Below are 21,741 nucleotides of genomic sequence, written 5' to 3'. Positions count from 1 at the left end.
GGGGTGGGGCCTTTACAGGCGTGTTTGCCATTCTCCAAAGATTATGAAACAACTAGGATGTGTTCCCATAAGTGCATCAGCAATCAGAGCGAAATAGACAGCGGCGGTCCGCAAGCGCCCCCTCCGCCAAGCTCTCCAGGTGTTCGGTGAGCAGGGCGCGATGCTTCGCGTCTTCCAGCTTATGGGGTATTTCCGTCTTGGCCATCAAATCCTGAATCCGGCGTGCGCTGCTTTTTGGCTGGCGAAACATGCTGTCCGAAGTTAAAAGCCTGTAGTTCTTGAAATACAAGAGCTACAGGCAAAGAACGACCCTGCCTTATCTGAACGGCCGCGGGCCATAATTTGTCCAGATTGGGTAGGGTCGTCCGTTTTTATCCCAGGTCCTCTCCGCCGGAGGCGATGACCTGTTTGTACCAGTCGAAGGACTTTTCCGATACCTTGTCAGCGGCCCGCCGCAATGCTCATCGGCGTCCACATAGACAAAGCCGTAGCGCTTGCGCATCTCTCCGGAACTGGCGCTGACCAAGTCCACACAGCCCCAGGGGGGCAATAGACCAGCCCCACTCGCTGCATGTCAGATAGGGATTTTCCACTGTGGCGAAAAGGTTGCCCTTCTTTGTGGCCTGGACCGCCGGGTCACTGCTGGCCACCATACTGTTATAGTAGGAGAAAGACACAAAGTCCACCGTTCCCCGCTGGAGGATGTCCTCGTCCCCCGCCTGGGCGGGAATGCGGATATATTCCCGCTCCAGCTTTTTCCGCGCGTAAGAGGGATAGTGCCCCCGAACCTGAACGTCGGTGAAGAAGAAGCTCTCCCGGTCCGCCAGCATTCCCGCCAGCACGTCCTGAGGATTGCAGGAGTAGGGATAGGTGTTTCCCGCCGCCAGCATGCAGCCCACCCGGTTGTCCGGGTTGATCTCGTGGGCCAGTTCCACCGCCAGGGCGCTGGCCAGCAGCTCATGGTGGGCGGCGGTGTAGCAGACCTGTCTGGGGTCCGCTCCCTCCCGGAAGGTCAGCCCCGCCTCGTTGGGTTTCTCCTCGTCGCCGTTGGGGAAGATTCGGGACCAGCTGATGGAAAAACGGTAGACCTGAAACCCCATCTCGGCAAACAGGGAAATGTCCTCCCGCCAGCGTCGATAGTAATCAATGGCCTTTCGGACGGGGTAATCCTGCCCGGTAAGGCTTCGCGGGTCCAGCTTCCCGGAGGCCACGGCCATGCGGTTTGGTCCGGAGGGGATCAGGTCCGCGTTGGACAGGCCGCGGCCTCCCTTCTGATATGCTCCCTCACACTGGTTGGCGGCAGTGGCGCCGCCCTGAATGCCGGGATAGCACAAAATCGCGCCGATGACCAGGCCCAGCATAGGCTTGAGGCCGAACTTCTTCGCCGCCGTGTAGCCCAGGAACAGAGGCAGGAAGTGGAACAGGCCGTCCCCCAGGCCCGCCACGGCGCACACGTCGGCGTAGACCTCCGGCACGTGATTTCCGATGACCACCTGATACTGTCCGCCGGACTTCATAACGGTCACTACGCCGTCCATTTTTTTCAAGACCGCATCGTTTGCCTTTGCCTCGTCCACAAGCTGGAACCGCAGGCGGGTGATGCAGTGGGGCAGGGAGCGGATGTTCTCGTTTCCGCCCACGTTTCGGACGATGTCCTTTGCTAATTGCACATACTTTCCCATTTGAGTTACCTCCATAAATTTCGTGTTGAAAATGATGAAGGTTTAGCCAACTGAATGCCACTACCCAAATTGTGGACACCGGGGTTCTGCCCTCCTCTTCTGCGGGGAAGCTTTTTGTAAATTCACTTATTATTATCCACTCTTCAAAATCGCTTCCGCTGATAAAATGCGCGAATTTCCTGAATTTTTATAAATTTTAATGTCTAATACGCATCCAATTATTTCTGGTAGACACTATTTGGGCAGTGCTAACATAAATGCATCAACAGTTACCTGATGGAGCATAGCTGCCTGAAAACGCTGGGGTATTCCCTTCCCATAGTACACTGTTTCACGAAATTCAACGAGATTGAGGAAAAAACCTGAAAAATTCTCCCCCGCCGCCCTACTCTACGAATCATAGGGTGACATTTCCCCGGCGCCGTGGCATACTGTCGCCAAAGGAGTTGATGGCAATGGACACAAAAGCCACCGGCACGCTGATCGCCCAGCGGCGAAAACAGCTGGCTCTCAGCCAGGCGGAGCTGGCGGAGCGGCTCCACGTGACAGACAAGGCCGTCAGCCGCTGGGAGACCGGGCGGGGTATGCCGGGCCTGGACAGCCTGGAGCCCCTGTCGAAGGAGCTGGGCCTGTCAATCAGCGAGCTGCTCAGCGGAAAGGAACTGACCACGGAGGAATTGCCGGAAGCGGCGGGAGGACAGATTATGGAGAGCATGAAGCGGGAGCACACTTGGAAATGGCTGGCGTGGCTGGCCATGGCGGCGGTGACGGCGCTGGCGGTTTGGGGCATCAGCGTCTCCGCCCAGGCCAGGCAGGAGCAGGCGGAGCGGGACGCCCACTACGCCGCCTCGGTCCACTTCGAGGACGAAAAGGCTCTGGCGCAGGGGACGGCGGACTACTTCCAGGACCGAGACCCCAAATTCGACGCCAGGACCCTGGCGGTCCGGGAGCGGGCGGCGGCGGGGGATTACCTGGCGCTCTTATGTTCGGACAAGGCGGGAGAGTGGTGCATGAGCCTCTGGCTGCGGGACGCGCTGTTTCCGGATCGTTATCAGGTCATGGGCGGCCGGGTCCGGGTGGAACCCGGCATTGGCGGGCTGATGGTATGGAACTTCGGGGACGAGGAGAACGGCGTGGTCGTGGCTTCCGGCGTGGGGCTGCCGGAGGAGGCCCGGCGCTACAGCTGGAGCGAATTGTCCAAGAGTCATTCCGGCATGGTCAACGGGTATGTCCTGGACGTTTTCTGCCTCCATGACGTGTCGGAAGACCTGTCCCCCCGGCCGCAGCTTTATGACGGAAAGGGCAACTGGCTTTGGGAGTGATGCGGGGCGGCTGCCGCTCCGCGTCCCGGGCCGGCGGAAAAAGCTTCCCCTCCATATGACAACGGAGGGGAAGCTTTTGGTGTTATATTACAGAGCGTATCAGAATGTCACCACATCCTGAGCGGGCTTTTGGCAGGGGGCGATGCTCATGACGTGCATCACCGGGCCCTTGCCCTGATAGGCGTCGTGGTTCTCCATGGCCATCCGGGCAGTGACCTCTACCCAGTCCCGGTTTTTGTAGTCCTTCAGGCCCATGCCTTTGGCCACGAGCCCCAGGAACTGGATATCATTCTCACAGCAGACCATGGCAAACCGGCCGGGACAGTGCACGCCGGGGTAGTTCTTGGAGTGGCACATGAGAAGCTTCATGCGGACCTCCTTCCCGCTCCAGCGGTCCGGGTGGTCCATGACATCCACATACCAGACGCCAAAATCGTCGTCCGGGATGTCGATGACCGACTGGTTCAGGTCAAAGGGGCACTCGTCCCCGGTGAGATAGTCCTCGCTGCTGCCGTCCACATTCTCAAAGTAAATGTCCGCCCGGCGGTTTACCATCCGGAGGTTCCGCTTCCGCAGAGCCTCCCGCAGCTCCGGCGTGGCCCGGTTGAAGACCAGCAGGTCCGCGTTGGTGATTTTCTCCATCATCAGCTGGCCCATGTTCTTGGCGTAGAGCTCAAAGGTTCCCGCTTCCACGAAGGCCATAATCTGATAGAGCACCCAGTTGGCGGGAAGGACCTGGCTGTAAAGGTGTTCCATTTGCCACATGCCGTTGTATTCAATCAGGACCTGCTTGGGCCTGTGTTTCTTCTCCAGCTCCTTCAGGCGGGAACAGGTCAGGGACGCCTCGTCCTCTATGTCCACCACCGTGACGTTTTGCAGGGCCTTGGGGTTATAGTCCTCCTCGCCCTCCTCGCAGCGGAGAAGGAGCGTCCGGTCCTGGCGGGCGAAGCCGTCCTCCAGGATGCCGTTGATGAAATTGGTCTTGCCGGCGTCCAGAAATCCGGCAACCAGATAGACGGGAATGTCCATTGTAAAGGGAACTTCCTTTCCCGGCTTACAGGCCGAAGAGTTCGGAGAGCCGGTCTTCCTTCAATTCCGCGCCGATGACGCAGAGCCGGCCGGTGTAGTCGGGACGGCCCGCCCGTACCTCGTGCTCCTCGGGAACGTAATCGAATTCAATCCAGGCTCCGTCCTCGCCGTTCACGATGCCCTTGGCCCGGAGGATGCTGCCGTATTCGCCGGAGTCCAGAGCGGAGAGAATGCGCGCGATGTCCGCCTGGGAGAAGGTTTTGGGCGTCTCCCTGCCCCAGGAGGAGAAAACCTCGTCGGCGTGGTGGTGATGGTGATGGCAGGAGCAGTGGGGATCGCTGCACTCGTGGTCGTGGTCGTGATGGTGGTGCTCGTGTTCGTCATGGTCGTGATGGTGGTGCTCGTGTTCGTCGTGGTCGTGATGGTGATGCTCGTGTTCGTCGTGGTCGTGATGGTGATGCTCGTGTTCGTCGTGGTCGTGATGGTGGTGCTCGTGTTCGCCGTGGTCGTGATGATGGGCGTGCTCGTCCTCCCCGGCTTCGTGCTCCGCCCGCATTTTGGCCAGCAGCTCCTCCGCCAGGGACACTTTTTCAATGGCGGAGAGGATGGTCCCCCCGTCCAGCTGGTCCCATGGGGTGGTGAGGATGGCGGCGTCCGGGTTCTTCTCCCGGAGCATAGACACGGCGGCCTCCAGCTTCTCCTGGCTCAGCTTCTGGGTCCGGGAGAGGATAATGGTGCCGGCGGACTCAATCTGGTTGTTGTAGAACTCACCGAAGTTCTTCATGTAGACCTTCACCTTGCTGGCGTCGGCCACGGTGACGAAGCTGTTGAGCTTCAGATCGGGAGACTCCGCGGCGGTATTTTCCACCGCAACAATCACATCGGAGAGCTTCCCCACGCCGGAGGGCTCGATGAGGATGCGGTCCGGGTGGAACTGGGCGCTCACGTCCTTCAGCGCCTGATGGAAGTCCCCCACCAGAGAGCAGCAGATGCAGCCGGAGGACATCTCCGAAATCTGAACGCCGGACTCCTTCAAAAAGCCGCCGTCAATGCTGATCTCGCCGAACTCGTTTTCGATCAAAACCAGCTTTTCGCCCTGGTAGGCCTCCGCCAGCAGCTTTTTGATCAGCGTGGTTTTGCCTGCTCCCAGGAAACCGGAGATAACGTCGATTTTCGTCATGGTATCAAGTCCTTTGCTTTCAATTTATTCAGCACAATCATACCACCGAATTTGCAAAATGCAACCCGGTTACAAAAATTTAACAGAAGACCTCAGCCCTCCGGCCCGCCGCCGTTTTCCTCCCGGGCCTGGTTGAGATAGTCCCGGTCGGCGGTCTTTTTGCTGGGGACGAAGCCCTGGGCCGCCGAGCGCTTTTTGCCCTTGCTCTTGGCGTAAAAGAAGCCGGTGAAGGAGAAGACCACCGCGCCGATGAAGTTGACGAAGAGGTCCTTCATGGTGTCGATCAGGCCAATGTCCAGATACCCGCCCAGGCCCAGGCTCTCGCCGTTGACAAGGACCTCCTGGATGCCGGGAACGGCCACGACCTTGTTGGACCGGGTGACGTCCAGGCTGGCGGAGTAGATGGCGTTTATGACCGTGTCCCGCTGCATGTCGGTGTGGAAGAACAGGTCCATGCCGAACTCGAAAAACTCCCAGAGCACGCCGATGGTCATGGAGAAGCAGAAGGCCACCAGGGCCAGGAAGACGGGGGAGAGGTCAAAGGTGAGGCGCTCATCGTCGTTGAGAAGGACTACCATGGCAAAGCCCACGGCGGCGGCCAGAAAGCCGTTGAGGGTATGCAGCATGGTGTCCCAATGGGGGACGACGACGTAAAAGGCGTTGACCTCCCCCAGGACCTCCGCCGCGTAGATGAAGCAGAGCACCGTGATTTCCAGGGCGGGAGGCAGCTCGATGTGGAACTTCACCTGAATCCAGCTGGGAACGTAAAGCAGCAGATACGCCAGGGCGCAGTAGAAGGCGCTCTCATAGCCGCCGATCATGATCTGCCGGATGAAGACCACGATGACCAGAAGCCGCAGGGTGTAAAAGACGATGAAGGAGCTCTTGTGCTCCCGCAGCTCCTTTTCCATGGCCTGCCGGAAGCTCTTCTTCTCCCGCTGCTTGGCGCGTTTTTGTTCCAGTTTGCTGAGCTTGGACATGGGAAACCTCCTTTGTGCAGCCGCCTCTATTTTAAACGGAATTCCGGCGGACTATGTTCCGACATTTTCTCAGTATAGCACAGCGCGGCCCCGCTGGCAAGCAGAGCCGCGTTCCGTTCAAAATAGGCGCCGCCCAAGCGTGATTCCGGCAATTTCAGGAAATCAGCTTGAGCCGGTTCGGGACCGGTGCTATAATCAAGACATCAAACTGGAGGCGCAAGAGGAGAAGAATGATCGTGAAACTTGCTTTATTACAAATAGCGGCGCAGGATACGCTTGACCGCACACGGGACAAAGGTATTTCATTTTGCCGCAGGGCAAAGGAGATGGGGGCAGACGCCGCGTTGTTCCCGGAAATGTTCAGCAACGGATATAACATTTATGACCGTCCGGTATCGGACTGGATGGGGGAGGCAATTCCGGCGGACCATGAATTTGTTAAGGCGTTTCAGGCGCTCTCAAAAGAATTGCGCATGGCGATTGGAATCACGCTGCTGGAGGAATGCGAAACAGGTCCCCGAAATACATTGATCGTTTTTGACCGTTTTGGAAAGCAAATCCTCCATTTTTCCAAAGTCCATACGTGTGATTTTGGTGTGGAAAGAAATCTGACGCCTGGAGATGACTTCCATGTTGCGGACCTTGACACGGAATCCGGGATCGTGAAAGTCGGGGCCATGATATGCTTTGACCGTGAATTTCCTGAAAGCGCAAGGATTCTTATGCTGAAAGGCGCTGAGATCATACTTGTGCCGAACGCCTGCCCGATGGAGATCAACCGGCTATCACAGCTTCGGGCAAGGGCCTATGAAAACATGCTTGGAATCGCGACCTGCAATTATCCTATAAGCGTTCCGGACTGCAACGGCCATTCAAATGCGTTTGACGGCGTCGCATACCTTCCCGGGCTCTCCGGTTCCAGGGATACCTGTATTGTGGAGGCGGATGAGACGGAGGGAATATGGATGGCGGTTTTTGACATGGATAGGATTCGGGACTACCGCCGCACGGAGGTTCACGGGAATGCTTACAGGCGGCCTCGCAAATATGGAATTCTTTGTTCGGAGGAAATCCATGAGCCCTTTGTCCGGGGGGACCGCAGAGAATAAAGAAGCGCACCTCGCCCCCGGCGGGGTTCCGCGCCCCGCCCGGACGCGTCTTTTCTACACATGCGGTTCGGCGGCGCAGTCCGCCGGGCCGCCTAGGAGCATGCGCAATCCGTGGTCCAGGGTGGGCAGCACGGCCTCCAGATTCTCCCTGGCCGCCTTGGGGCTGCCGGGGAGGTTGACGATGAGGGTTCCGCCCCGGATGCCCGCCGCCGCCCGGGAGAGCATGGCCCGGGGCGTCACGGCCAGGGACGCCGCCCGCATGGCCTCTGGAATGCCGGGGGTCATGCGCTGGCAGACAGCAATGGTGGCCTCCGGCGTCACGTCACGGGGAGAGAAGCCCGTGCCCCCGGTGGTGACCACCAGGGCGGCGCGCTCCTCGTCGGCAAAGTGGAGGAGGGCGTTTTGAATGTCCGGGAGCTCGTCCGGAACAACGCGTGTTTCGATCACCGAATACCCCGCTTCCTCCAGCAGGGAGACCACCAAGGGTCCCGCCGCGTCGGGCCGCTGGCCTGCGGAGCTCCGGTCGCTGACGGTCAGGACTGCCGCTTTGTACATAGAGCTTGTTCCTCCTTATTCCAAGAGCATCAGGTGTTCCGGGCGGACCGCCGCCAGGACCGCCGTCTGGTCCTCCAGCGCTGCCCAGGCGTCTTTTCGCAGCTCCATCCGCAGCAGAGGGGCCTCCGGCCCTGCCCCCTCCGGGCGGAGCATTACCAGCGTGGTAAACACGTCCTCCGTCACCCGGACCACCTGGCAGGGAAACGCGTTGACCTCCCCGGGGGCCGCCGGATGGACGTGGTTGGCCCGGACGCCCAGGGTGGCGGCGCCCTTTCGCCAGGGGGCGGCGATCCGGAACGTCAGCCCCCAGTCCGGAGCCTCCGCCAATTCCGGGGCGGGACCGGGGCGGACGGGGATGTAATTCTTACAGCCGGAGAGCCGGGCGGCGCTGACGGTGCCGGGATTTGCCATCAGCGCCTTCATATCCATGGCCGGCGCGGACCGGCCCCGGTCCAGCACGCAGACCCGGGGGCAGTTCCGATAGACCTCGCCCCGGTCGTGGCTGACCCACAGCACAGGGCCGGGGAAGCGGTCCAGCACCTCCCGAAGTTCCAGCTCCAGCTGCCATTTCAAAAAGCTGTCCAAAGCGGAAAAGGGCTCGTCCAGCAAAATGGCCCGGGGCTCCGCCGCCAGAATGCGGGCCAGGGCCGTCCGCTGCTGCTGCCCGCCGGAGAGCTGGCGGGGATAGAGATTCCCCAATCCCTCCAGGCGGAGCATGGCCAGAAGCTCCTCCGTTCTCCGCCGCCGGCGGCGCTTGTCCAGATGGCCCAGGCAGACGGCGATGTTTCGTTCCACCGTCATGTTGGGGAAGAGGGCGTAGTGCTGGAAGAGGAAGCCCACCCGCCGTTTCTGGGGCGGCAGGTCCACCCCCGCCCCGCTGTCAAAGAGGAGCTCTCCGTCCAGCTCGATGCGGCCCCGGTCGGGCTTGTCAATTCCGGCCACGCATTTCAGCGTTACGCTCTTCCCGCAGCCGGAGGCCCCCAGCAGAGCCAGGGCCTCGCCGTCCCCGGCGGTGAAATCCGCGTCCAGAAAAAAGTCCCCATAGCGCTTTTGAATCTGCACAGTCAGGCTCATCTTCTCCGGCCCTCCTTCCGCTCCAGCAGGTTTACCGCCAGCAGGACCACGGCGGAGATGGAGAGATTCACCAGCACCCAGCGCAGGGCCAGGACGTCCTCTCCGGTGCGCCAGAGCTGGTAGACCGTGGTGGAGACCGTGGCGGTGCGGCCGGGGGTGTACCCGGCGACCATGGATGTGGCTCCATATTCCCCCAGGGCCCGGGCAAAGGCCAGCACCGTTCCCGCCAGGATGCCCTGGCGGCAGTTGGGCATGCGCACGCGCCAGAAGAGAAAGGCGCCGCTCAGCCCCAGGGTCCGCCCCGCCTGGATCAGGGTTTCGTCAAAGGCCTCGAAGGCCCCCCGGGCGGTGCGGTACATCAGAGGAAAGCTCACGGCGATGGTGGCGAAGACGGCGGACCACCAGGTCATGGTCAGCTTCAGGCCGAAGACCTCCAGAAACCAGGAGCCCACCACCCGCTTGGGGCCCAGGAGCAGCAGCAGCAAATATCCCACCACCGTGGGCGGCAGGACCAGGGGCAGCGTCAGCACCACGTCCAGCACACCCTTCACCAGGGGCGGGGTCCTGGCGATGTAGTAGGCCGCGAAGACGCCCAGGAAGAACACGGCCGCCGTGGAGAGGGCGGCGATGCGGATGGAGTTGTAAAGGGGAAACCAGTCCATGGGGCCCTCCTTGTTCGCTTATCCCAGGGGTGTGAAGCCTACCGCTTCCAGCACGGCCGCACCGGCGGGGGAGCGGACATAGTCCAGGAATGCCTGGGCCTCGTCCGGGTGCCGGCTGATGTTCAGCACGGCGGCGGGGTAGATGACTTGGCCGCACATCTCTGCCGTGGCGGTGTCCACCACGGTGAGCCCGGCGGAGAAGGCGTCGGTGCCGTAGACGATGCCGCAGTCCACGGTTCCCTCGGAGACCTGGGTGGTGACCTCCTTCACGTTGGAGCCGTAAGTGAGGCAGCCGGTCAGGGCGCTCTCGTCCAGGCCCCAGTAGGCGAAGATTTTCTGGGTGTACTGCCCCACGGGAACGTCGGGGTTGCCTATGGCCAGCAGAATGCCCTGCTGCGCCTCCAGGCGCTCCTTCAGGCCGTCATAGCTCTGGAGGTTGGCCGGATTTCCCTCCGGAACCGCCAGGGCCACTTTGTTCTCCAGCAGGTCAAACCGGGTTTCCGTCAGCACGAAGTCCAGACCCTCGGTGTTCACGCCGGCGCCGGCGTCCAGCTGGTCCATCTGCTTTTGCCCGGCGGAGACGAAGATGTCGCAGTCCGCCCCTTCCTGAATCTGGGTTTTCAGGGTGCCGGAGGAGTCGAAGTTGAAGGTCAGGATGACGTTGGGATGTTCGTTTTGATAATTCTCTCCGATCTCCGTGAAGGTCTCCTGCATGGAGGCGGCGGCGAAGACGATGAGTTCCACATCCTGGGCGGCGGTCTGCGCGCCGGAGCTTCCGCCGCAGGCGGTCAGGGACAACGCCAAAACCAGCGCGAGAATCAAAGTCCATGTTCGTTTGTCCATCGTAATACTTCCTTTCGTATCACGGTGTGCGGGGCCCTTCTTGGAAGGCGCGCTCCGTGTTATTTTCCAAATCCGCAGTTGGGATAGGTGCAGACGTCACAACCCAGGCACAGCCCGCCTTCGCCCATGGAGGCGATCTCCGCCCTGGTGACGGGGACGCCGGCGGCGACGCGGGGCAGGACCAGGTCGAAAATGGTGCTCTTGGCGTACATGACGCAGCCGGGGAGGCCCATCACAGGCGTCCCGTCCGCAAAATATCCCAGCAGGAACATGGCCCCCGGCAGCACCGGCGCGCCGTAGCTGACGATGTTCGCCCCGCTGCGCTTCACGGCCCCGGGGGTATTGTCGTCCGGGTCCACGCTCATGCCGCCGGTGCAGAGAATGAGGTCCACGCCGGTCTCCCGGACCTGCCGGATGGCGGCGGCCACGGCCTCCACCTCGTCCCCGGGGGTCCGGCGCTCCACGGTTTCTATGCCGAAGGCCGCCAGCTTTCGCTCCACCACTGGGGTGAAGGAATCGGAAATGAGACCCTTGGCCACCTCGCTGCCGGTGGCGATGACGGCGGCGGTTTTCAGCTTCCAGGGCAGCAGCTCCAGCAAGGGAGCGCTTCCGGCGGCCTCCCCGGCCCGGCGGAGCGTTTCCTCCTCGATAACCAGGGGGATGACCCGCGTTCCCGCCAGCTTGTCCCCTTTCCGGACCGCTGTGTTTCCGTGGCGGGTGGCGATCATGATGTCCTCCAGGGCGTTGACGGCGTTGAGGCGCGCGCTGTCCACCCGGAAGAGCCCGTCGATGGCGGCGGTGAGCTCGATCTTCCCCTCCTTGACGGCGGAGCGGTCCATATGGGCGTTCCGGCAGAGGGCGCAGAGTCGCTCCGCCGCGTCGTTTTCGTGGACCATGCCGGGGGTCATCTCCCAGATGTACAGGTGCTCCTTACCCATGGACAGCAGGACGGGGATGTCCTCCTCCCGGACCACGTGGCCCTTGCGGAAGCGGGCGTCCTTGTACTGCCCGGGAATGATCTGCGTCATGTCGTGGCAGAGCACGTGGCCCACGGCCTCCTCGGTGCGTATCCGCTTCATGTCGCCGCCTCCTCCAGAATCTCGATGGGGTCCCCCTTGCGGACGGTCCCCTCCTTCACCACTACGGCGAAGATGCCCTCGGTGGGCATGACGCAGGTTCCGGTCAAGCGCTTGATCTCGCAGTCGCTGTGGCACTGCTTGCCGATCTGCGTCACCTCCACCACGGTTTCTCCCAAGCGGAGGCGGGTTCCCACAGGGAGGGTTTTCAGAGATAGCCCCCGGGTGTTGATGTTCTCGGCGAAGGCCCCCGGCTGAAGCTGGGGCAGCAGGGCGCGCATTTTGTCCACGCTCTCCTCCGCCAGCAGGCTGATCTGCCGGTGCCAGTCCCCGGCGTGGGCGTCCCCCTCGATGCCGTGGCGGAGCCTCAGGCGAATTTCCGGGACCTCCTTTTTGACGGTGCCCTTCCGTTCGCTGATGTTGACGGATACCACTTCGGCCATGCTCACCACTCCTTTTCATAGTCGCCGCTCTTCCCGCCGGTCTTCCGGCAGAGGCGGATGTCACAGATTGCCATGTCCTTCTGGACGGCCTTGCACATGTCGTAAACCGTCAGCGCCGCAGCGGAGACCGCCGTCAGGGCCTCCATCTCCACGCCGGTCTCCCCCTTGCACTTCACCTGGGCCCGGATGTGAACGGCGGCCTCCTCCAGGGCGAAGCGGATGTCCACCCCCGTCAGCCGGAGAGGGTGGCACATGGGAATGAGCTCGTGGGTCCGCTTGGCGGCCAGGACGCCCGCCACCTGCGCCACGGCCAGCACATCCCCCTTAGGGGCTCCGCCGGTGCGGATGAGCTCCGCGGTCTCGGGAGCCATACGGATCCAGCCCTCCGCCTCGGCGGTGCGGAAGGTGACGGGCTTCTCCGTCACGTCCACCATGCGGGCCCGGCCCTGTTCGTTAATGTGGGTCAATTTCATAGGTTCAGCCTCCAATCTGGTGCATGTCCCGGCCCGCGTCGCTGTGGCCGGTTTCCGTCATGTGGTGCCGCTCCGGCTTGGCGGCGGCGCCCTCCCGGATGGCCCGGCGCAGGTCCTCGCCATGGAGGCCCCGGAGGGGGAACTCCTGGCCGGAGTGAAGGCAGGGCTTCAGCTTCCCGTCCGCCGTCACCCGAATGCGGTCGCACTCCCCGCAGAAGCGGCGGCTCATGGGCTGGATGAGCCCCACCAGTCCCGCCCCGCCGGGGGAGCGGTATCGCCGGGCCACGCCGGAACCCTCTGCGGGACGGAGGTCCGGGCAGGCCTCCAGCACGGCTCCGGCCGGAAGGAACGGCCCGTTTTTGCCCGCTCCGATGGGCATGAGCTCGATGAAACGGACCTCCACGGGGAAGCGGCGGGCAATGTCCACAAAGGCGGGGATTTCGTCCTCGTTGAAATCCCGCATCAGCACGACGTTGAGCTTCGTCCCGGTGAATCCGGCGGCGGCGGCGGCCTCCAGGCCCTGAAACACATCCTCCAGCCGGCCCACCCGGGTCATGTAGGCGAAACGGTCCGGGCGGAGCGTATCCAGGCTGACGTTCAGCCGGTTCACGCCCGCCTCCCGAAGGGGGGCCGCCAGCTGGGCCAGGGCCACGCCGTTGGTGGTGAGGCAGAGCTCCTGCACGCCCCTGGCGGCGGAGACACCCCGGCAAATGTCCAGGATTCCCCGCCTCACTAGGGGTTCTCCCCCGGTGAGACGGACCTTCCGGACGCCGCAGTCCGCGGCGGCCTGGGCGATTTCCACCAGCTCCTCCACGGAGCAGACGCCGTCATGGTCCCGTTTCGGCACGCCCTCCGCAGGCATGCAGTACCGGCAGCGGAGGGAGCAGAGGTCTGTGACGGAGAGGCGGAGATAGGTAATGGTTCTGGCGTAGCGGTCCCGCATGGCGGCGTCCTCCTCTTCCGGCGGCAGTGTGATGAAATTCATTATAGTAAAGGGCTGCAAAAAATGAGGTTGTTTTAACAACGTTTTTCCGGTATAATTTTCAAAACGACCGGCCGGGAGGGAAGACGATGGATACGGCGCTGCCTGTGCTGAAACAATGCCGCCTCTTCCGGGACCTGCCTGAGGAGGTCCTGGAGAAGAAGATTTTGCCCCAGGGAACGTTCCGGATATTTGAGAAGCAGTCCGTCCTCATTGCGCCGGGGGACCGGGTGGACTGGTTTACGGTGGTCCTGGGGGGGAAGGCGCAGATCTTTCAGATATTTTCCGACGGGTCCAGCAGCCTGATGGACGCCCTGGGGCCCGGCCACACCCTGGGAACGGACCTGATCTGCACCCGGAGCCGCCGGTCCCCCTATTATGCCGCGGCGGCGGGGGGGCTCCGGGTCCTCCGGTTCCCCGGGGCGCTGCTGCTGGAGCCGGGGGGCCCCTGGGAGGCCGAGCGGCAGATATTGTGGCGGAACCTGATGACCATTTTGTCCGACGGGAACCTCCGCAAATACTACCGGCTGGCCATCCTGTCCCAGCGGGGCCTTCGGGACCGGGTGCTGGTCTACCTCACCATGCAGGCGGAGCGGCGGGGGACCATGACTTTCCGTATCCCCTTCTCCCGGGAGGAGTTGGCGGCCTTCCTCTGCGTGAACCGCAGCGCGTTGTCCCACGAGCTGAGCCGGATGGAGGCGGAGGGGCTGATCCGGTTCCGGAAAAATGAATTTACCCTCCTCTCCGCCGGGGAGAAGCGAAGCGCCTGGAGCGGAATGGAATAGAAAAAGCCCCCGCGCTTGGCGGGGGCTTCCAGCGTGTCAAAAAACGCAGAAGACTGACGCAACGGGAAGGAAGAGAGTTACGAGAGGAACCCAGGAGGGGTTCCTTTCGTTTTCAATCAGAAGCTTTTCAAAACTTTTTTAAAGGTTTGAAAAGCTTGCGCAGGCTGCCGAAAAGACTTTTTCGACAGCCTCAAGCCCCCGCGCTTGGCGGGGGCTTCGGACGCCGTCCGGCGAACCGAAAGTCACAATGCGAAAGACAACGATTTGGCGGATGATTTCCTCGTCCGGTATGGTGCTGTCCCGAAGCTGAGCCGCGATTTCAGAGGCTTTTTTCCTCAATTCCAAATCGGTCATGTTTGTCCAAGTGCCTTCCCTTGAATGCGTGCCGCCGGAATCGGAGGGCGGCGTTTACCGCTCGCACTTCCAGAAGGCCACGCTGTAGGGGGGCAGCTCGCTGCCGCCGCCAAAGTCGTGGAGCTTTCCGGTGATGAGATCCACCGCCTGGCCGCAGCCCGCGTCAAAGTGGGCGGTGTAGGGCGCGTCGGAGGCGTTGACCGCCACCAGCACCCGCTCGGAGTCCGTCCGGCGCTGGAAGATGGTCTGGTGGTTGGTGAGGACGATGTCTTGGAAATCGCCGTAGCACAGGGCCTCGCTCTCCGCGTGGGCCTTCGCCATGGCGGCGATCTGGTCCGTCAGGTCCGTCCACTCCGGCGCGTCGAAAGCGGGGCGGAGGGCGTCGTCCCCTTGTGACTTCTCCCCCAGGGCCCCCCACTCGCTGCCGTAGTACAGGCAGGGGATGCCGGGCATGCCGAAGAGGAGACCGTAAATCAGGGGCAGGTGCCGGGGATTTGTCAGGATGCTGGCGGCCCGGGTGACGTCGTGGTTGTCCACAAAGCAGAGGAGGCGCTTGCCCTTGTAGAGGGTCCACGGCTCCGGACCGAACTGGCGCTTCAGGCTATGGACGATCTCGAAGAGGTTCATGGAGTTCAGGCTGGAGTACAAACCCTTATAGCACTCATAGTTCGTGCAGGAGTGGAGCAGACCGTCTCCTACCCAGCGGTTATAGTCCCCGTGGAGGGTTTCGCCCACCAGGAAGAACTCCGGCTTCAGCCCCTCAGTGAACTGCCGGAGGCGGTGGAGGAAGTCCGGTTCCAGGCAGTAGGCCACGTCCAGCCGGAGACCGTCGATATCGAACGCGTCCACCCAGAACTTCACGCAGTCCAGGAGGTAGTCCACGACGGCGGGATTTTGGAGGTTCAGCTTCACCAGCTCGAAGTGCCCCTCCCAGCCCTCGTACCAGAAGCCGTCGTCATAGTTGGAGTTGCCGTCAAAGTGAATGTGGAACCAATCCTTGTAGGGGGAGTCCCACTTCCGCTCCCGCACGTCCTGAAAGGCCCAGAAGCCCCGGCCCACATGGTTGAACACGCCGTCCAGCACCACCCGGATGCCGTGGCCGTGGAGGGCGTTCACCACGGCGGCGAAGTCCTCGTTGGTCCCCAGGCGGCAGTCTACCTTCCGGTAGTCCCGGGTGTCGTAGCCGTGGCGGTCGCTCTCGAAGATGGGGGAGAGGTAGACCGCCCCGGCCCCCACTTTCCGGATATGGGGAGCCCAGTCCGCAATTTTGCCGATGCGGCTCACGGGGACGCCGTCGTTCTCTCTGGGAGCCCCGCAGAAGCCCAGGGGATAAATCTGGTAGAATACGCTTTTGTCAGCCCACATAATCAAACCGTCCTTTCTTGGCGGAGGGGGATTCGCCGGATTTCCCGGCACTGGACACAAAGGTGTTGTACAGATTTTTATTATAACACACTTCGGGGAAAAGGTCGAGGAAAATTCTCTGCCGGGGACTTTCCCCCGCCCCGCCCTTGACAGGGGCGAAAAATAGGAATAGGATGGTAGAAGTGAGAGAAGCCTATTTTTTGGGGTTTTTCCGGCTATTTCTTCATGGAAAGGGGGTCCCGTGCATGTTTGAGGCGCGAAATGACCGGGCAGAGCTGCTGGAAGAAATGGAGGAGTTGTACCGCCGAAAACGCTACGCGGAGCTGCGGGACCTGCTGCTGCCCATGGAGGCGGCGGACATCGCCGCCCTCTGCACGGATTTGGACGAAAAGGTTCCAGTGGTCTTCCGGCTGCTGCCCAAGGAGCTGGCGGCGGAGGTCTTCGTGGAGCTGGACAGCGACGACCAGGAGCTGCTGATTCACAGCTTTTCCAACACGGAGCTGAAAGAGGTGCTGGATGAGCTGTACCTGGACGACACCGTGGACATCGTGGAGGAGATGCCGGCGGGGGTGGTCAAGCGCATTCTGCGCCACTGCGACCCGGAGATGCGCAAGAGCATCAACGAGATTTTGAAGTACCCCGAGGACTCCGCCGGCAGTATCATGACCACGGAGTTCGTGGACTTGAAGGCCAACATGACGGTGGAGGACGCGCTGAAGCGCATTCGCCGGACGGGACCGGACAAGGAGACCATCAACATCTGCTATGTCATCGACGACCGGCGGCACCTCATCGGTCTTTTGACCATCCGCACACTGCTCCTGGCGGAGGAGGACGACGTGATTGGTGACATCATGGAGCGCAACCTCATCGCCGTTCAGACTCTGGACGATCAGGAGGTCGTGGCCCGGTCGCTGAGTAAGTACGACTTCCTGGCCCTGCCTGTGGTGGACAAGGAGAACCGGCTGGTGGGCATCGTCACGGTGGACGACGCCATCGATGTCCTCCAGGAGGAGGTCACGGAGGACATCGAGAAGATGGCCGCCATGCTCCCCGGTGACAAGCCCTATCTGAAAACCGGCATTTTCGAGACCTGGAAGGCCAGGACGCCCTGGCTGATGCTGCTGATGCTCTCCGCCACCTTCACCGGCATCATCCTGACCCACTTTGAAAAATCTCTGATGGCCTGCGCCATTCTGACCTCGTTTATCCCTATGCTCTCCGGTACTGGCGGCAACAGCGGCACTCAGGCCTCCACCGCCGTCATCCGGGCCCTCTCTCTGGGGGAGGTCCGGTTCAGCGACCTCTTTCAGGTGCTGTGGAAGGAGTTCTGGGTTTCCGTCTGCTGCGGGCTGTGCCTGGCGGCCGCCAACTTTGTGAAGATGATGCTGGTGGACCGCTGGCTTCTGCAAAACCCCACGGTGACGCCCCAGGTGGCCCTGGTGGTCTGCGCCACGCTGGTGGGGACGGTGCTCTGCGCCAAGCTGGTGGGATGCTCCTTGCCGCTGCTGGCCAAGCGCATCGGCTTTGACCCGGCGGTGATGGCCTCGCCGTTTATCACCACCATTGTGGATGCGCTGTCCCTTTTGATCTACTTCCGCTTTGCCTCGGCGATCCTGGGGCTGTGAGCGGAGGGGCAGCGCCGCGAAACGCCGTCCGGTCCCTTAGAGATGTGTCTATAAAACAGTAATCTGAAAAATTACGAGCGCCATCTGCCGGCGCGAAAAATAAGCGGAGGGTGGACTTTGATCCATTCTTCGCTTATTTTGCGTTTTTGGGAGCAAAATAGTTGCTTTTTATTGCAAAAAGCGCAATATGGACGCGTGAAAGAATGGTTCTCTTTGCCCAGCGCTGCAATCTCATCAAAATGAGAATTGAAAGAGATTGCTTTCCTTCAAATTTGGCTGTCCCAAAAAAGAAAAAGCGTCCGCCAGGGACGCGCGGCCGCACAAAACTTTTGTGCGTTCAAGGGGGTTGGGGCAAGATTGTGTCAAAACGCTATGAAAAGGTCGTTATTATGGTATCAAAGCGCGGAACGGCAGGGACGGGAATTATACGAAAGGAAAAATTCAGGATTGCATTTGCAGGGCAGAGGAAAAGATAGCCGCGTATTTGGAGGAATTGGAACGAATTGATAAAGAAATGGAATCAGAAGACCAGGCCAGAACAATAGAGGCTGCCATTGTGTCTCCTGTGGAACGCAGGACAGAATTGGAAGGGTATCTTGAACGTATTACCTGGGGAGAAGAAACGCAGGTGTCGCTGACCGATCCGGACAGCCGGCTGATGAAGACGAAGGACGGTATGCCGGTGTGTCTAAATGTCCAGACCGCTGTGGACGGCAAGAATAAAATGGTGGTGGAGTCTGCGGTCTGCAATCAGGTACAGGACAAAAATCTGATGTCGCCTATGGCAGAAAAAGCCTCAGAGATACTCGACGCAGATCACATGACGATCGTAGCGGATAATGGATATGACAATGTAAGCGATGTGGCGCAGGTGCTTGCCGGAAACAACATTCCGGTTGTATGCGGCGGCGATTATGAATTCTGGTATCCAGCGACTGCGGAGAAGGCAGGAGTTATAACCGGTTATGATGAGACAATTGCCCGTTCGGTATATATTCCAAGCGCGTGCTCACATTGCCCCAAGAAGTGTACGACGATGCGGTATTTCTATGAGGAACGGATGATAATGAATAAGGGATCTTCTTTTCAGTCACAGTCGGGGTCCCCCGGTTTTTTTGAGGAAATTTTCAGGAAAATGAGATAGAATCCATCTCTGAGGGATATTCCCTACAGAAGGGCCCTTCCAAACCAGACCAAAGAAGGTGAGGCGCATTGACGGACCAGCGGTTCCGGGAGGCCGTGGAGCTTTACGGCGACATGGTGTTCCGGCTGGCATACAGCTATCTGAAAAACCGGGCGGATGCCGAGGATGTGATGCAGGAGTCTTTGCTGAAGCTTTATACGGAGGCAAAGGACTTCGAGTCGGCGGACCATGAAAAGCACTGGCTGCTTCGCGTGGCGGCCAACGAGTGCAAAAAGCTCCTCCGCTCCCCCTGGCGGCGGCGGACCGATCCCCTGGAAGAGGCGGAGGAGGCCGCAGTCTTTGACCAGCCCGCCCAGACGGAGCTGTTCCGGCAGGTGATGGCCCTGCCTCCCAAGTACCGGGCGGCGGTATACCTCTACTACTACGAGGGATACTCCGTCAAGGAGACCGGGGAGCTGCTGGGGGCCAGGGCGTCCACCGTACAGACCTGGCTCATGCGGGCCAGGGGACAGCTGAAAACCAAACTGAAGGAGGCGGAAGCCTGATGATGGATGAAAGATTGTACTGTGAGACCTTTTCCCGGCTCCGGGCCTCCGACGAGGCGAAGAAGGAGGTCCTTGTGAAAATGAACGAGATGAACGAGAAAAAGACCATGCGGAGACCCTGGAAAGCCCTGCGGGCGGTGGCCATGGCCGCCGTGCTTACCCTGGCCCTGGCGGTCAGCGCCAACGCCGCCACGGACGGCGCGCTGTTCGAGAATATGCGGATTATCTTCCAGGATGATTCTCGCATTGTGCTGGAAAACGACGCGGGGGAGCGGGTAGAAGTCACCGGCGTCTTTGCGGACGCGGAGCTCCAGGATGGAGTGCTGATTTTGACCGTGGACGGTGCGGAGTTTGATATCACGGACGAAATTGCGAAAAGCGGCGTTTACACCGGAACGGTGAAAACCGCCGAGGGCACGGATGTGGACGTGACCGTCACCGGCACCCTGGAAGACTGCGAGGTTCAGCTGTCCTCCCGGGACGGGGATACGGAGTATAACGTCTCTACGGAAAGCTCCGCCGCTGCGGAAACCTACACCAGCGTTGTCACCACCGTCACGGATTAAACAAAAAACCGCCGGAGGGATTGCCCTCCGGCGGTTCTGTTTTACTTCTTAAAGCTGTCTTTCAAGCTGACACTCCGGTTAAACACCAGGTGTCCTGGGGCACTGTCCTTGCTGTCCAGGCAGAAGTAGCCCTGGCGCAGGAACTGGAAATTCGCCGGAGCCTGGGCTGCCGCCAGGGAGGCCTCCACCTTGCAGCCGGTGAGGACTTCCAGGGAATTGGGGTTCAGACACTCGATGAAATCCTTGTCGGCAGCGTCGGGGTTCTCGTCGGAGAAGAGGTTGTCATACAGCCGGACCTCCGCGTCCGCGGCGGTGGCGGCGTCCACCCAGTGGATGGTAGCCCCCTTGACCTTCCGCCCGTCGGCAGGGTCGCCGCCCCGGCTCTCCGGGTCGTATTCGCAGAGGATTTCCGTCACGTTCCCCGCCTCGTCCTTGATGCAGCCGGTGCAGCGGATGAGATAGGCCCCCTTGAGGCGACACTCCGGTCCACCGGGATAGAGCCGTTTGTACTTGGGTACGGGAGTCTCCAGGAAGTCCTCCGCCTCCACCCACAGGTTGCGGGAGAAGGGGACCTCCCGGGTTCCGGCGGCGGGGTCTACGGGGTTGTTTTCCACGGTGACGGTCTCCGTCTTCCCCTCGGGGTAGTTGATGATGGTGAGCTTCACGGGCCGCAGCACCGCCATGACCCGCTCCGCCACGGCGTTCAGGTCCTCCCGGAGGCAGTGCTCCAAAAAGCCGTACTCCACCACGTTGGCGGACTTGGCCACGCCGATGCGCTCGCAGAAATTCCGGATAGACTGGGGAGTGTAGCCCCGGCGGCGCAGGCCGCAGAGGGTGGGCATCCGGGGGTCGTCCCAGCCGGAGACGCGGCCCTCCTCCACCAAACGGCGGAGCTTGCGCTTGCTCATGACCGTGTGGTCGATTCCCAGGCGGGCGAACTCGATCTGCCGGGGCTTGGCGGGCAGGTCGCAGTGCTCCACGACCCAGTTGTACAGGGGCCGGTGGGCCTCAAATTCCAGGGAGCAGAGGGAGTGGGTGATGCCCTCCAGGGCGTCCTGAATGGGGTGGGCGAAGTCGTACATGGGGTAGATGCACCACTTGGTTCCGTGGCGGTGGTGGGGCAGGTGGTTGATCCGGTAGAGCACCGGGTCCCGCATGTTGAAATTGCCGCTGGCAAGGTCAATCTTGGCCCGAAGGGTCATGGCCCCGTCGGGGAATTCCCCCGCCCGCATCCGGCGGAACAGGTCCAGACTCTCCTCCATGGGGCGGTCCCGGTAGGGGCTCCGGGCGGGGACGCCCACGCCGCCCCGGTATTCCTTGAACTCCTCCAGGGTCAGTTGGCAGACGTAGGCCAGCCCCTTTTTGATGAGGCCCTCCGCCTGGCGGTAGTCCTCCTCAAAATAGTCGGAGCCGTAAAAGAAGCGGTCCCCCCAGTCGAAGCCCAGCCAGTGGATGTCCTCCTTGATGGCCTCCACGAACTCCTCGTCCTCCTTGGTGGGGTTGGTGTCGTCCATGCGGAGGTTGCAGAGACCGCCGTATTTTTCGGCGGTGCCGAAGTCGATGGTCAGCGCCTTGCAGTGACCGATATGCAGGTAGCCGTTGGGCTCCGGGGGAAACCGGGTGTGGACTGTCAGTCCGGCGAACTGCCCGCCGGGGGCGACGTCCTCCTCAATAAATGCGTGGATAAAGTTCCGGCTTTCCAATTCCGGCGTTTTGATTTCGTCCGCCATAAGCGAGAATCCTCCCAATACAAAATAAAATGACAACTTATTATACAGGACCGGCAAGGGGATTGCAAGGGGGATTTTGATTGGCCGGAGCCGCCGCTTTTTCCGTACCCCGGCAGCTGCGGAAAGGGGCGGCAAATGGGGAAAATCTCATCTTGCCAAGCGGAGGGGGATTTGCTATAATCTATCCACCAATGCAGTTTTTGGGGCGGCGGCT

At 61.1% G+C, this 21,741-nt stretch carries 21 protein-coding genes and 2 pseudogenes; 7 read left to right on the top strand and 16 right to left on the bottom strand.

Annotated elements, in window-relative coordinates:
* Positions 1-371 precede the first annotated feature (371 nt).
* Both QZ329_RS00275 and QZ329_RS00270 read right to left on the bottom strand, forming a co-directional pair.
* Positions 372-1,361: pseudogene (locus QZ329_RS00275) on the bottom strand (family 1 glycosylhydrolase).
* Positions 1,362-1,568: 207 nt separating this feature from the next.
* A pseudogene (locus QZ329_RS00270) lies at positions 1,569-1,682 on the bottom strand (PTS transporter subunit EIIB); the annotation flags it as partial.
* A gap of 455 nt (positions 1,683-2,137) precedes the next feature.
* Between QZ329_RS00270 and QZ329_RS00265 the strand changes: the two are divergent.
* Positions 2,138-3,004 carry a helix-turn-helix transcriptional regulator gene (locus QZ329_RS00265; protein ID WP_295747107.1) on the top strand — a complete coding sequence of 289 codons (867 nt, stop codon included), beginning with the start codon at positions 2,138-2,140 and terminating at the stop codon, positions 3,002-3,004.
* A 99-nt stretch (positions 3,005-3,103) separates the two neighbouring features.
* On the opposite strand, the gene QZ329_RS00260 is transcribed toward QZ329_RS00265, so the two are convergent.
* The 3 genes from QZ329_RS00260 to QZ329_RS00250 all read right to left on the bottom strand — a co-directional run bounded on the left by QZ329_RS00260 (position 3,104) and on the right by QZ329_RS00250 (position 6,193).
* On the bottom strand, positions 3,104-4,033 hold the full coding sequence (locus QZ329_RS00260; RefSeq protein ID WP_295747105.1) for a GTP-binding protein: 930 nt from the start codon (positions 4,031-4,033) through the stop codon (positions 3,104-3,106).
* Between the two features lie 25 nt (positions 4,034-4,058).
* Positions 4,059-5,213, bottom strand: a complete 1,155-nt coding sequence (locus tag QZ329_RS00255) for a CobW family GTP-binding protein (protein WP_295747103.1) — start codon at positions 5,211-5,213, stop codon at positions 4,059-4,061.
* A gap of 92 nt (positions 5,214-5,305) precedes the next feature.
* Positions 5,306-6,193, bottom strand: coding sequence for a hypothetical protein (locus tag QZ329_RS00250; protein ID WP_295747101.1), 888 nt, complete (start codon positions 6,191-6,193; stop codon positions 5,306-5,308).
* Positions 6,194-6,423: 230 nt separating this feature from the next.
* Between QZ329_RS00250 and QZ329_RS00245 the strand changes: the two genes are divergently transcribed.
* Positions 6,424-7,302, top strand: a complete 879-nt coding sequence (locus tag QZ329_RS00245; protein ID WP_295747099.1) for a carbon-nitrogen hydrolase family protein — start codon at positions 6,424-6,426, stop codon at positions 7,300-7,302.
* A 54-nt stretch (positions 7,303-7,356) separates the two neighbouring features.
* Here the strand turns inward: QZ329_RS00245 and QZ329_RS00240 are convergent, their stop codons facing one another.
* Genes QZ329_RS00240 through moaA form a run of 8 tightly spaced genes read right to left on the bottom strand, consistent with a single transcriptional unit; the run spans position 7,357 to position 13,413 of the window.
* On the bottom strand, positions 7,357-7,857 hold the full coding sequence (locus QZ329_RS00240) for a MogA/MoaB family molybdenum cofactor biosynthesis protein (RefSeq protein ID WP_295747097.1): 501 nt from the start codon (positions 7,855-7,857) through the stop codon (positions 7,357-7,359).
* Between the two features lie 15 nt (positions 7,858-7,872).
* On the bottom strand, positions 7,873-8,931 hold the full coding sequence (locus QZ329_RS00235; protein WP_295747095.1) for an ATP-binding cassette domain-containing protein: 1,059 nt from the start codon (positions 8,929-8,931) through the stop codon (positions 7,873-7,875).
* Positions 8,928-9,593, bottom strand: a complete 666-nt coding sequence (gene modB / locus QZ329_RS00230; protein ID WP_295747093.1) for a molybdate ABC transporter permease subunit — start codon at positions 9,591-9,593, stop codon at positions 8,928-8,930. The genes QZ329_RS00235 and modB overlap by 4 nt, the downstream gene beginning before the upstream one ends.
* 18 nt (positions 9,594-9,611) lie before the next feature.
* A complete protein-coding gene (gene modA / locus QZ329_RS00225; RefSeq protein ID WP_295747091.1) occupies positions 9,612-10,436 on the bottom strand; it encodes a molybdate ABC transporter substrate-binding protein in 825 nt (274 codons plus the stop codon).
* A gap of 59 nt (positions 10,437-10,495) precedes the next feature.
* Positions 10,496-11,515, bottom strand: coding sequence for a molybdopterin-binding protein (locus QZ329_RS00220; RefSeq protein ID WP_295747089.1), 1,020 nt, complete (start codon positions 11,513-11,515; stop codon positions 10,496-10,498).
* Positions 11,512-11,955, bottom strand: a complete 444-nt coding sequence (locus QZ329_RS00215) for an MOSC domain-containing protein (RefSeq protein WP_295747087.1) — start codon at positions 11,953-11,955, stop codon at positions 11,512-11,514. The genes QZ329_RS00220 and QZ329_RS00215 overlap by 4 nt, the downstream gene beginning before the upstream one ends.
* Before the next feature lie 2 nt (positions 11,956-11,957).
* The gene (gene moaC, locus QZ329_RS00210) at positions 11,958-12,428 is read right to left on the bottom strand and encodes a cyclic pyranopterin monophosphate synthase MoaC (protein WP_295747084.1); all 471 of its coding nucleotides are present in this window, start codon (positions 12,426-12,428) and stop codon (positions 11,958-11,960) included.
* Positions 12,429-12,432: 4 nt separating this feature from the next.
* The gene (moaA, locus tag QZ329_RS00205; protein ID WP_295747082.1) at positions 12,433-13,413 is read right to left on the bottom strand and encodes a GTP 3',8-cyclase MoaA; all 981 of its coding nucleotides are present in this window, start codon (positions 13,411-13,413) and stop codon (positions 12,433-12,435) included.
* 86 nt (positions 13,414-13,499) lie between these two features.
* On the opposite strand from moaA, the gene QZ329_RS00200 reads away from it, so the two are divergent.
* Positions 13,500-14,195, top strand: a complete 696-nt coding sequence (locus QZ329_RS00200) for a Crp/Fnr family transcriptional regulator (RefSeq protein WP_295747080.1) — start codon at positions 13,500-13,502, stop codon at positions 14,193-14,195.
* Positions 14,196-14,333: 138 nt separating this feature from the next.
* Here the strand turns inward: QZ329_RS00200 and QZ329_RS00195 are convergent, their stop codons facing one another.
* Together QZ329_RS00195 and QZ329_RS00190 are read right to left on the bottom strand one after the other, a co-directional pair.
* The gene (locus QZ329_RS00195) at positions 14,334-14,549 is read right to left on the bottom strand and encodes a hypothetical protein (RefSeq protein ID WP_295747078.1); all 216 of its coding nucleotides are present in this window, start codon (positions 14,547-14,549) and stop codon (positions 14,334-14,336) included.
* 54 nt (positions 14,550-14,603) lie between these two features.
* Positions 14,604-15,914: an alpha-amylase family glycosyl hydrolase gene (locus QZ329_RS00190; RefSeq protein WP_295747076.1), complete on the bottom strand. Its 1,311-nt coding sequence runs from the start codon at positions 15,912-15,914 to the stop codon at positions 14,604-14,606.
* A 245-nt stretch (positions 15,915-16,159) separates the two neighbouring features.
* Between QZ329_RS00190 and mgtE the strand changes: the two genes are divergently transcribed.
* The 4 genes from mgtE (at position 16,160) to QZ329_RS00170 (ending at position 19,797) form a co-directional block, all read left to right on the top strand.
* The gene (mgtE, locus tag QZ329_RS00185; protein ID WP_295747074.1) at positions 16,160-17,542 is read left to right on the top strand and encodes a magnesium transporter; all 1,383 of its coding nucleotides are present in this window, start codon (positions 16,160-16,162) and stop codon (positions 17,540-17,542) included.
* Between the two features lie 493 nt (positions 17,543-18,035).
* Positions 18,036-18,686 carry a hypothetical protein gene (locus QZ329_RS00180; RefSeq protein ID WP_295747072.1) on the top strand — a complete coding sequence of 217 codons (651 nt, stop codon included), beginning with the start codon at positions 18,036-18,038 and terminating at the stop codon, positions 18,684-18,686.
* 68 nt (positions 18,687-18,754) lie between these two features.
* Entirely contained in the window at positions 18,755-19,231 is a 477-nt protein-coding gene (locus QZ329_RS00175) for a sigma-70 family RNA polymerase sigma factor (RefSeq protein ID WP_295747070.1), read from the top strand.
* The gene (locus QZ329_RS00170) at positions 19,231-19,797 is read left to right on the top strand and encodes a hypothetical protein (protein WP_295747068.1); all 567 of its coding nucleotides are present in this window, start codon (positions 19,231-19,233) and stop codon (positions 19,795-19,797) included. Before QZ329_RS00175 ends, QZ329_RS00170 begins: the two co-directional genes overlap by 1 nt.
* Before the next feature lie 41 nt (positions 19,798-19,838).
* Here the strand turns inward: QZ329_RS00170 and QZ329_RS00165 are convergent, their stop codons facing one another.
* On the bottom strand, positions 19,839-21,527 hold the full coding sequence (locus QZ329_RS00165) for a glutamine--tRNA ligase/YqeY domain fusion protein (RefSeq protein WP_295747066.1): 1,689 nt from the start codon (positions 21,525-21,527) through the stop codon (positions 19,839-19,841).
* Positions 21,528-21,741 lie beyond the last annotated feature (214 nt).

The sequence above is a fragment of the uncultured Oscillibacter sp. genome, assembly GCF_910579365.1.
GTDB lineage: Bacteria > Bacillota > Clostridia > Oscillospirales > Oscillospiraceae > Oscillibacter.
This window is presented reverse-complemented; position numbering and strand designations above follow the sequence as displayed.

Bases quoted from the DNA above. Each gene is read 5' to 3' on its own strand.
- QZ329_RS00265 (WP_295747107.1), top strand. From the start codon at position 2,138: ATGGACACAAAAGCCACCGGCACGCTGATCGCCCAGCGGCGAAAACAG.
- QZ329_RS00260 (WP_295747105.1), bottom strand. From the start codon at position 4,033: ATGGACATTCCCGTCTATCTGGTTGCCGGATTTCTGGACGCCGGCAAG.
- QZ329_RS00255 (WP_295747103.1), bottom strand. From the start codon at position 5,213: ATGACGAAAATCGACGTTATCTCCGGTTTCCTGGGAGCAGGCAAAACC.
- QZ329_RS00250 (WP_295747101.1), bottom strand. From the start codon at position 6,193: ATGTCCAAGCTCAGCAAACTGGAACAAAAACGCGCCAAGCAGCGGGAG.
- QZ329_RS00245 (WP_295747099.1), top strand. From the start codon at position 6,424: ATGATCGTGAAACTTGCTTTATTACAAATAGCGGCGCAGGATACGCTT.
- QZ329_RS00240 (WP_295747097.1), bottom strand. From the start codon at position 7,857: ATGTACAAAGCGGCAGTCCTGACCGTCAGCGACCGGAGCTCCGCAGGC.
- QZ329_RS00235 (WP_295747095.1), bottom strand. From the start codon at position 8,931: ATGAGCCTGACTGTGCAGATTCAAAAGCGCTATGGGGACTTTTTTCTG.
- modB (WP_295747093.1), bottom strand. From the start codon at position 9,593: ATGGACTGGTTTCCCCTTTACAACTCCATCCGCATCGCCGCCCTCTCC.
- modA (WP_295747091.1), bottom strand. From the start codon at position 10,436: ATGGACAAACGAACATGGACTTTGATTCTCGCGCTGGTTTTGGCGTTG.
- QZ329_RS00220 (WP_295747089.1), bottom strand. From the start codon at position 11,515: ATGAAGCGGATACGCACCGAGGAGGCCGTGGGCCACGTGCTCTGCCAC.
- QZ329_RS00215 (WP_295747087.1), bottom strand. From the start codon at position 11,955: ATGGCCGAAGTGGTATCCGTCAACATCAGCGAACGGAAGGGCACCGTC.
- moaC (WP_295747084.1), bottom strand. From the start codon at position 12,428: ATGAAATTGACCCACATTAACGAACAGGGCCGGGCCCGCATGGTGGAC.
- moaA (WP_295747082.1), bottom strand. From the start codon at position 13,413: ATGAATTTCATCACACTGCCGCCGGAAGAGGAGGACGCCGCCATGCGG.
- QZ329_RS00200 (WP_295747080.1), top strand. From the start codon at position 13,500: ATGGATACGGCGCTGCCTGTGCTGAAACAATGCCGCCTCTTCCGGGAC.
- QZ329_RS00195 (WP_295747078.1), bottom strand. From the start codon at position 14,549: ATGACCGATTTGGAATTGAGGAAAAAAGCCTCTGAAATCGCGGCTCAG.
- QZ329_RS00190 (WP_295747076.1), bottom strand. From the start codon at position 15,914: ATGTGGGCTGACAAAAGCGTATTCTACCAGATTTATCCCCTGGGCTTC.
- mgtE (WP_295747074.1), top strand. From the start codon at position 16,160: ATGTTTGAGGCGCGAAATGACCGGGCAGAGCTGCTGGAAGAAATGGAG.
- QZ329_RS00170 (WP_295747068.1), top strand. From the start codon at position 19,231: ATGATGGATGAAAGATTGTACTGTGAGACCTTTTCCCGGCTCCGGGCC.
- QZ329_RS00165 (WP_295747066.1), bottom strand. From the start codon at position 21,527: ATGGCGGACGAAATCAAAACGCCGGAATTGGAAAGCCGGAACTTTATC.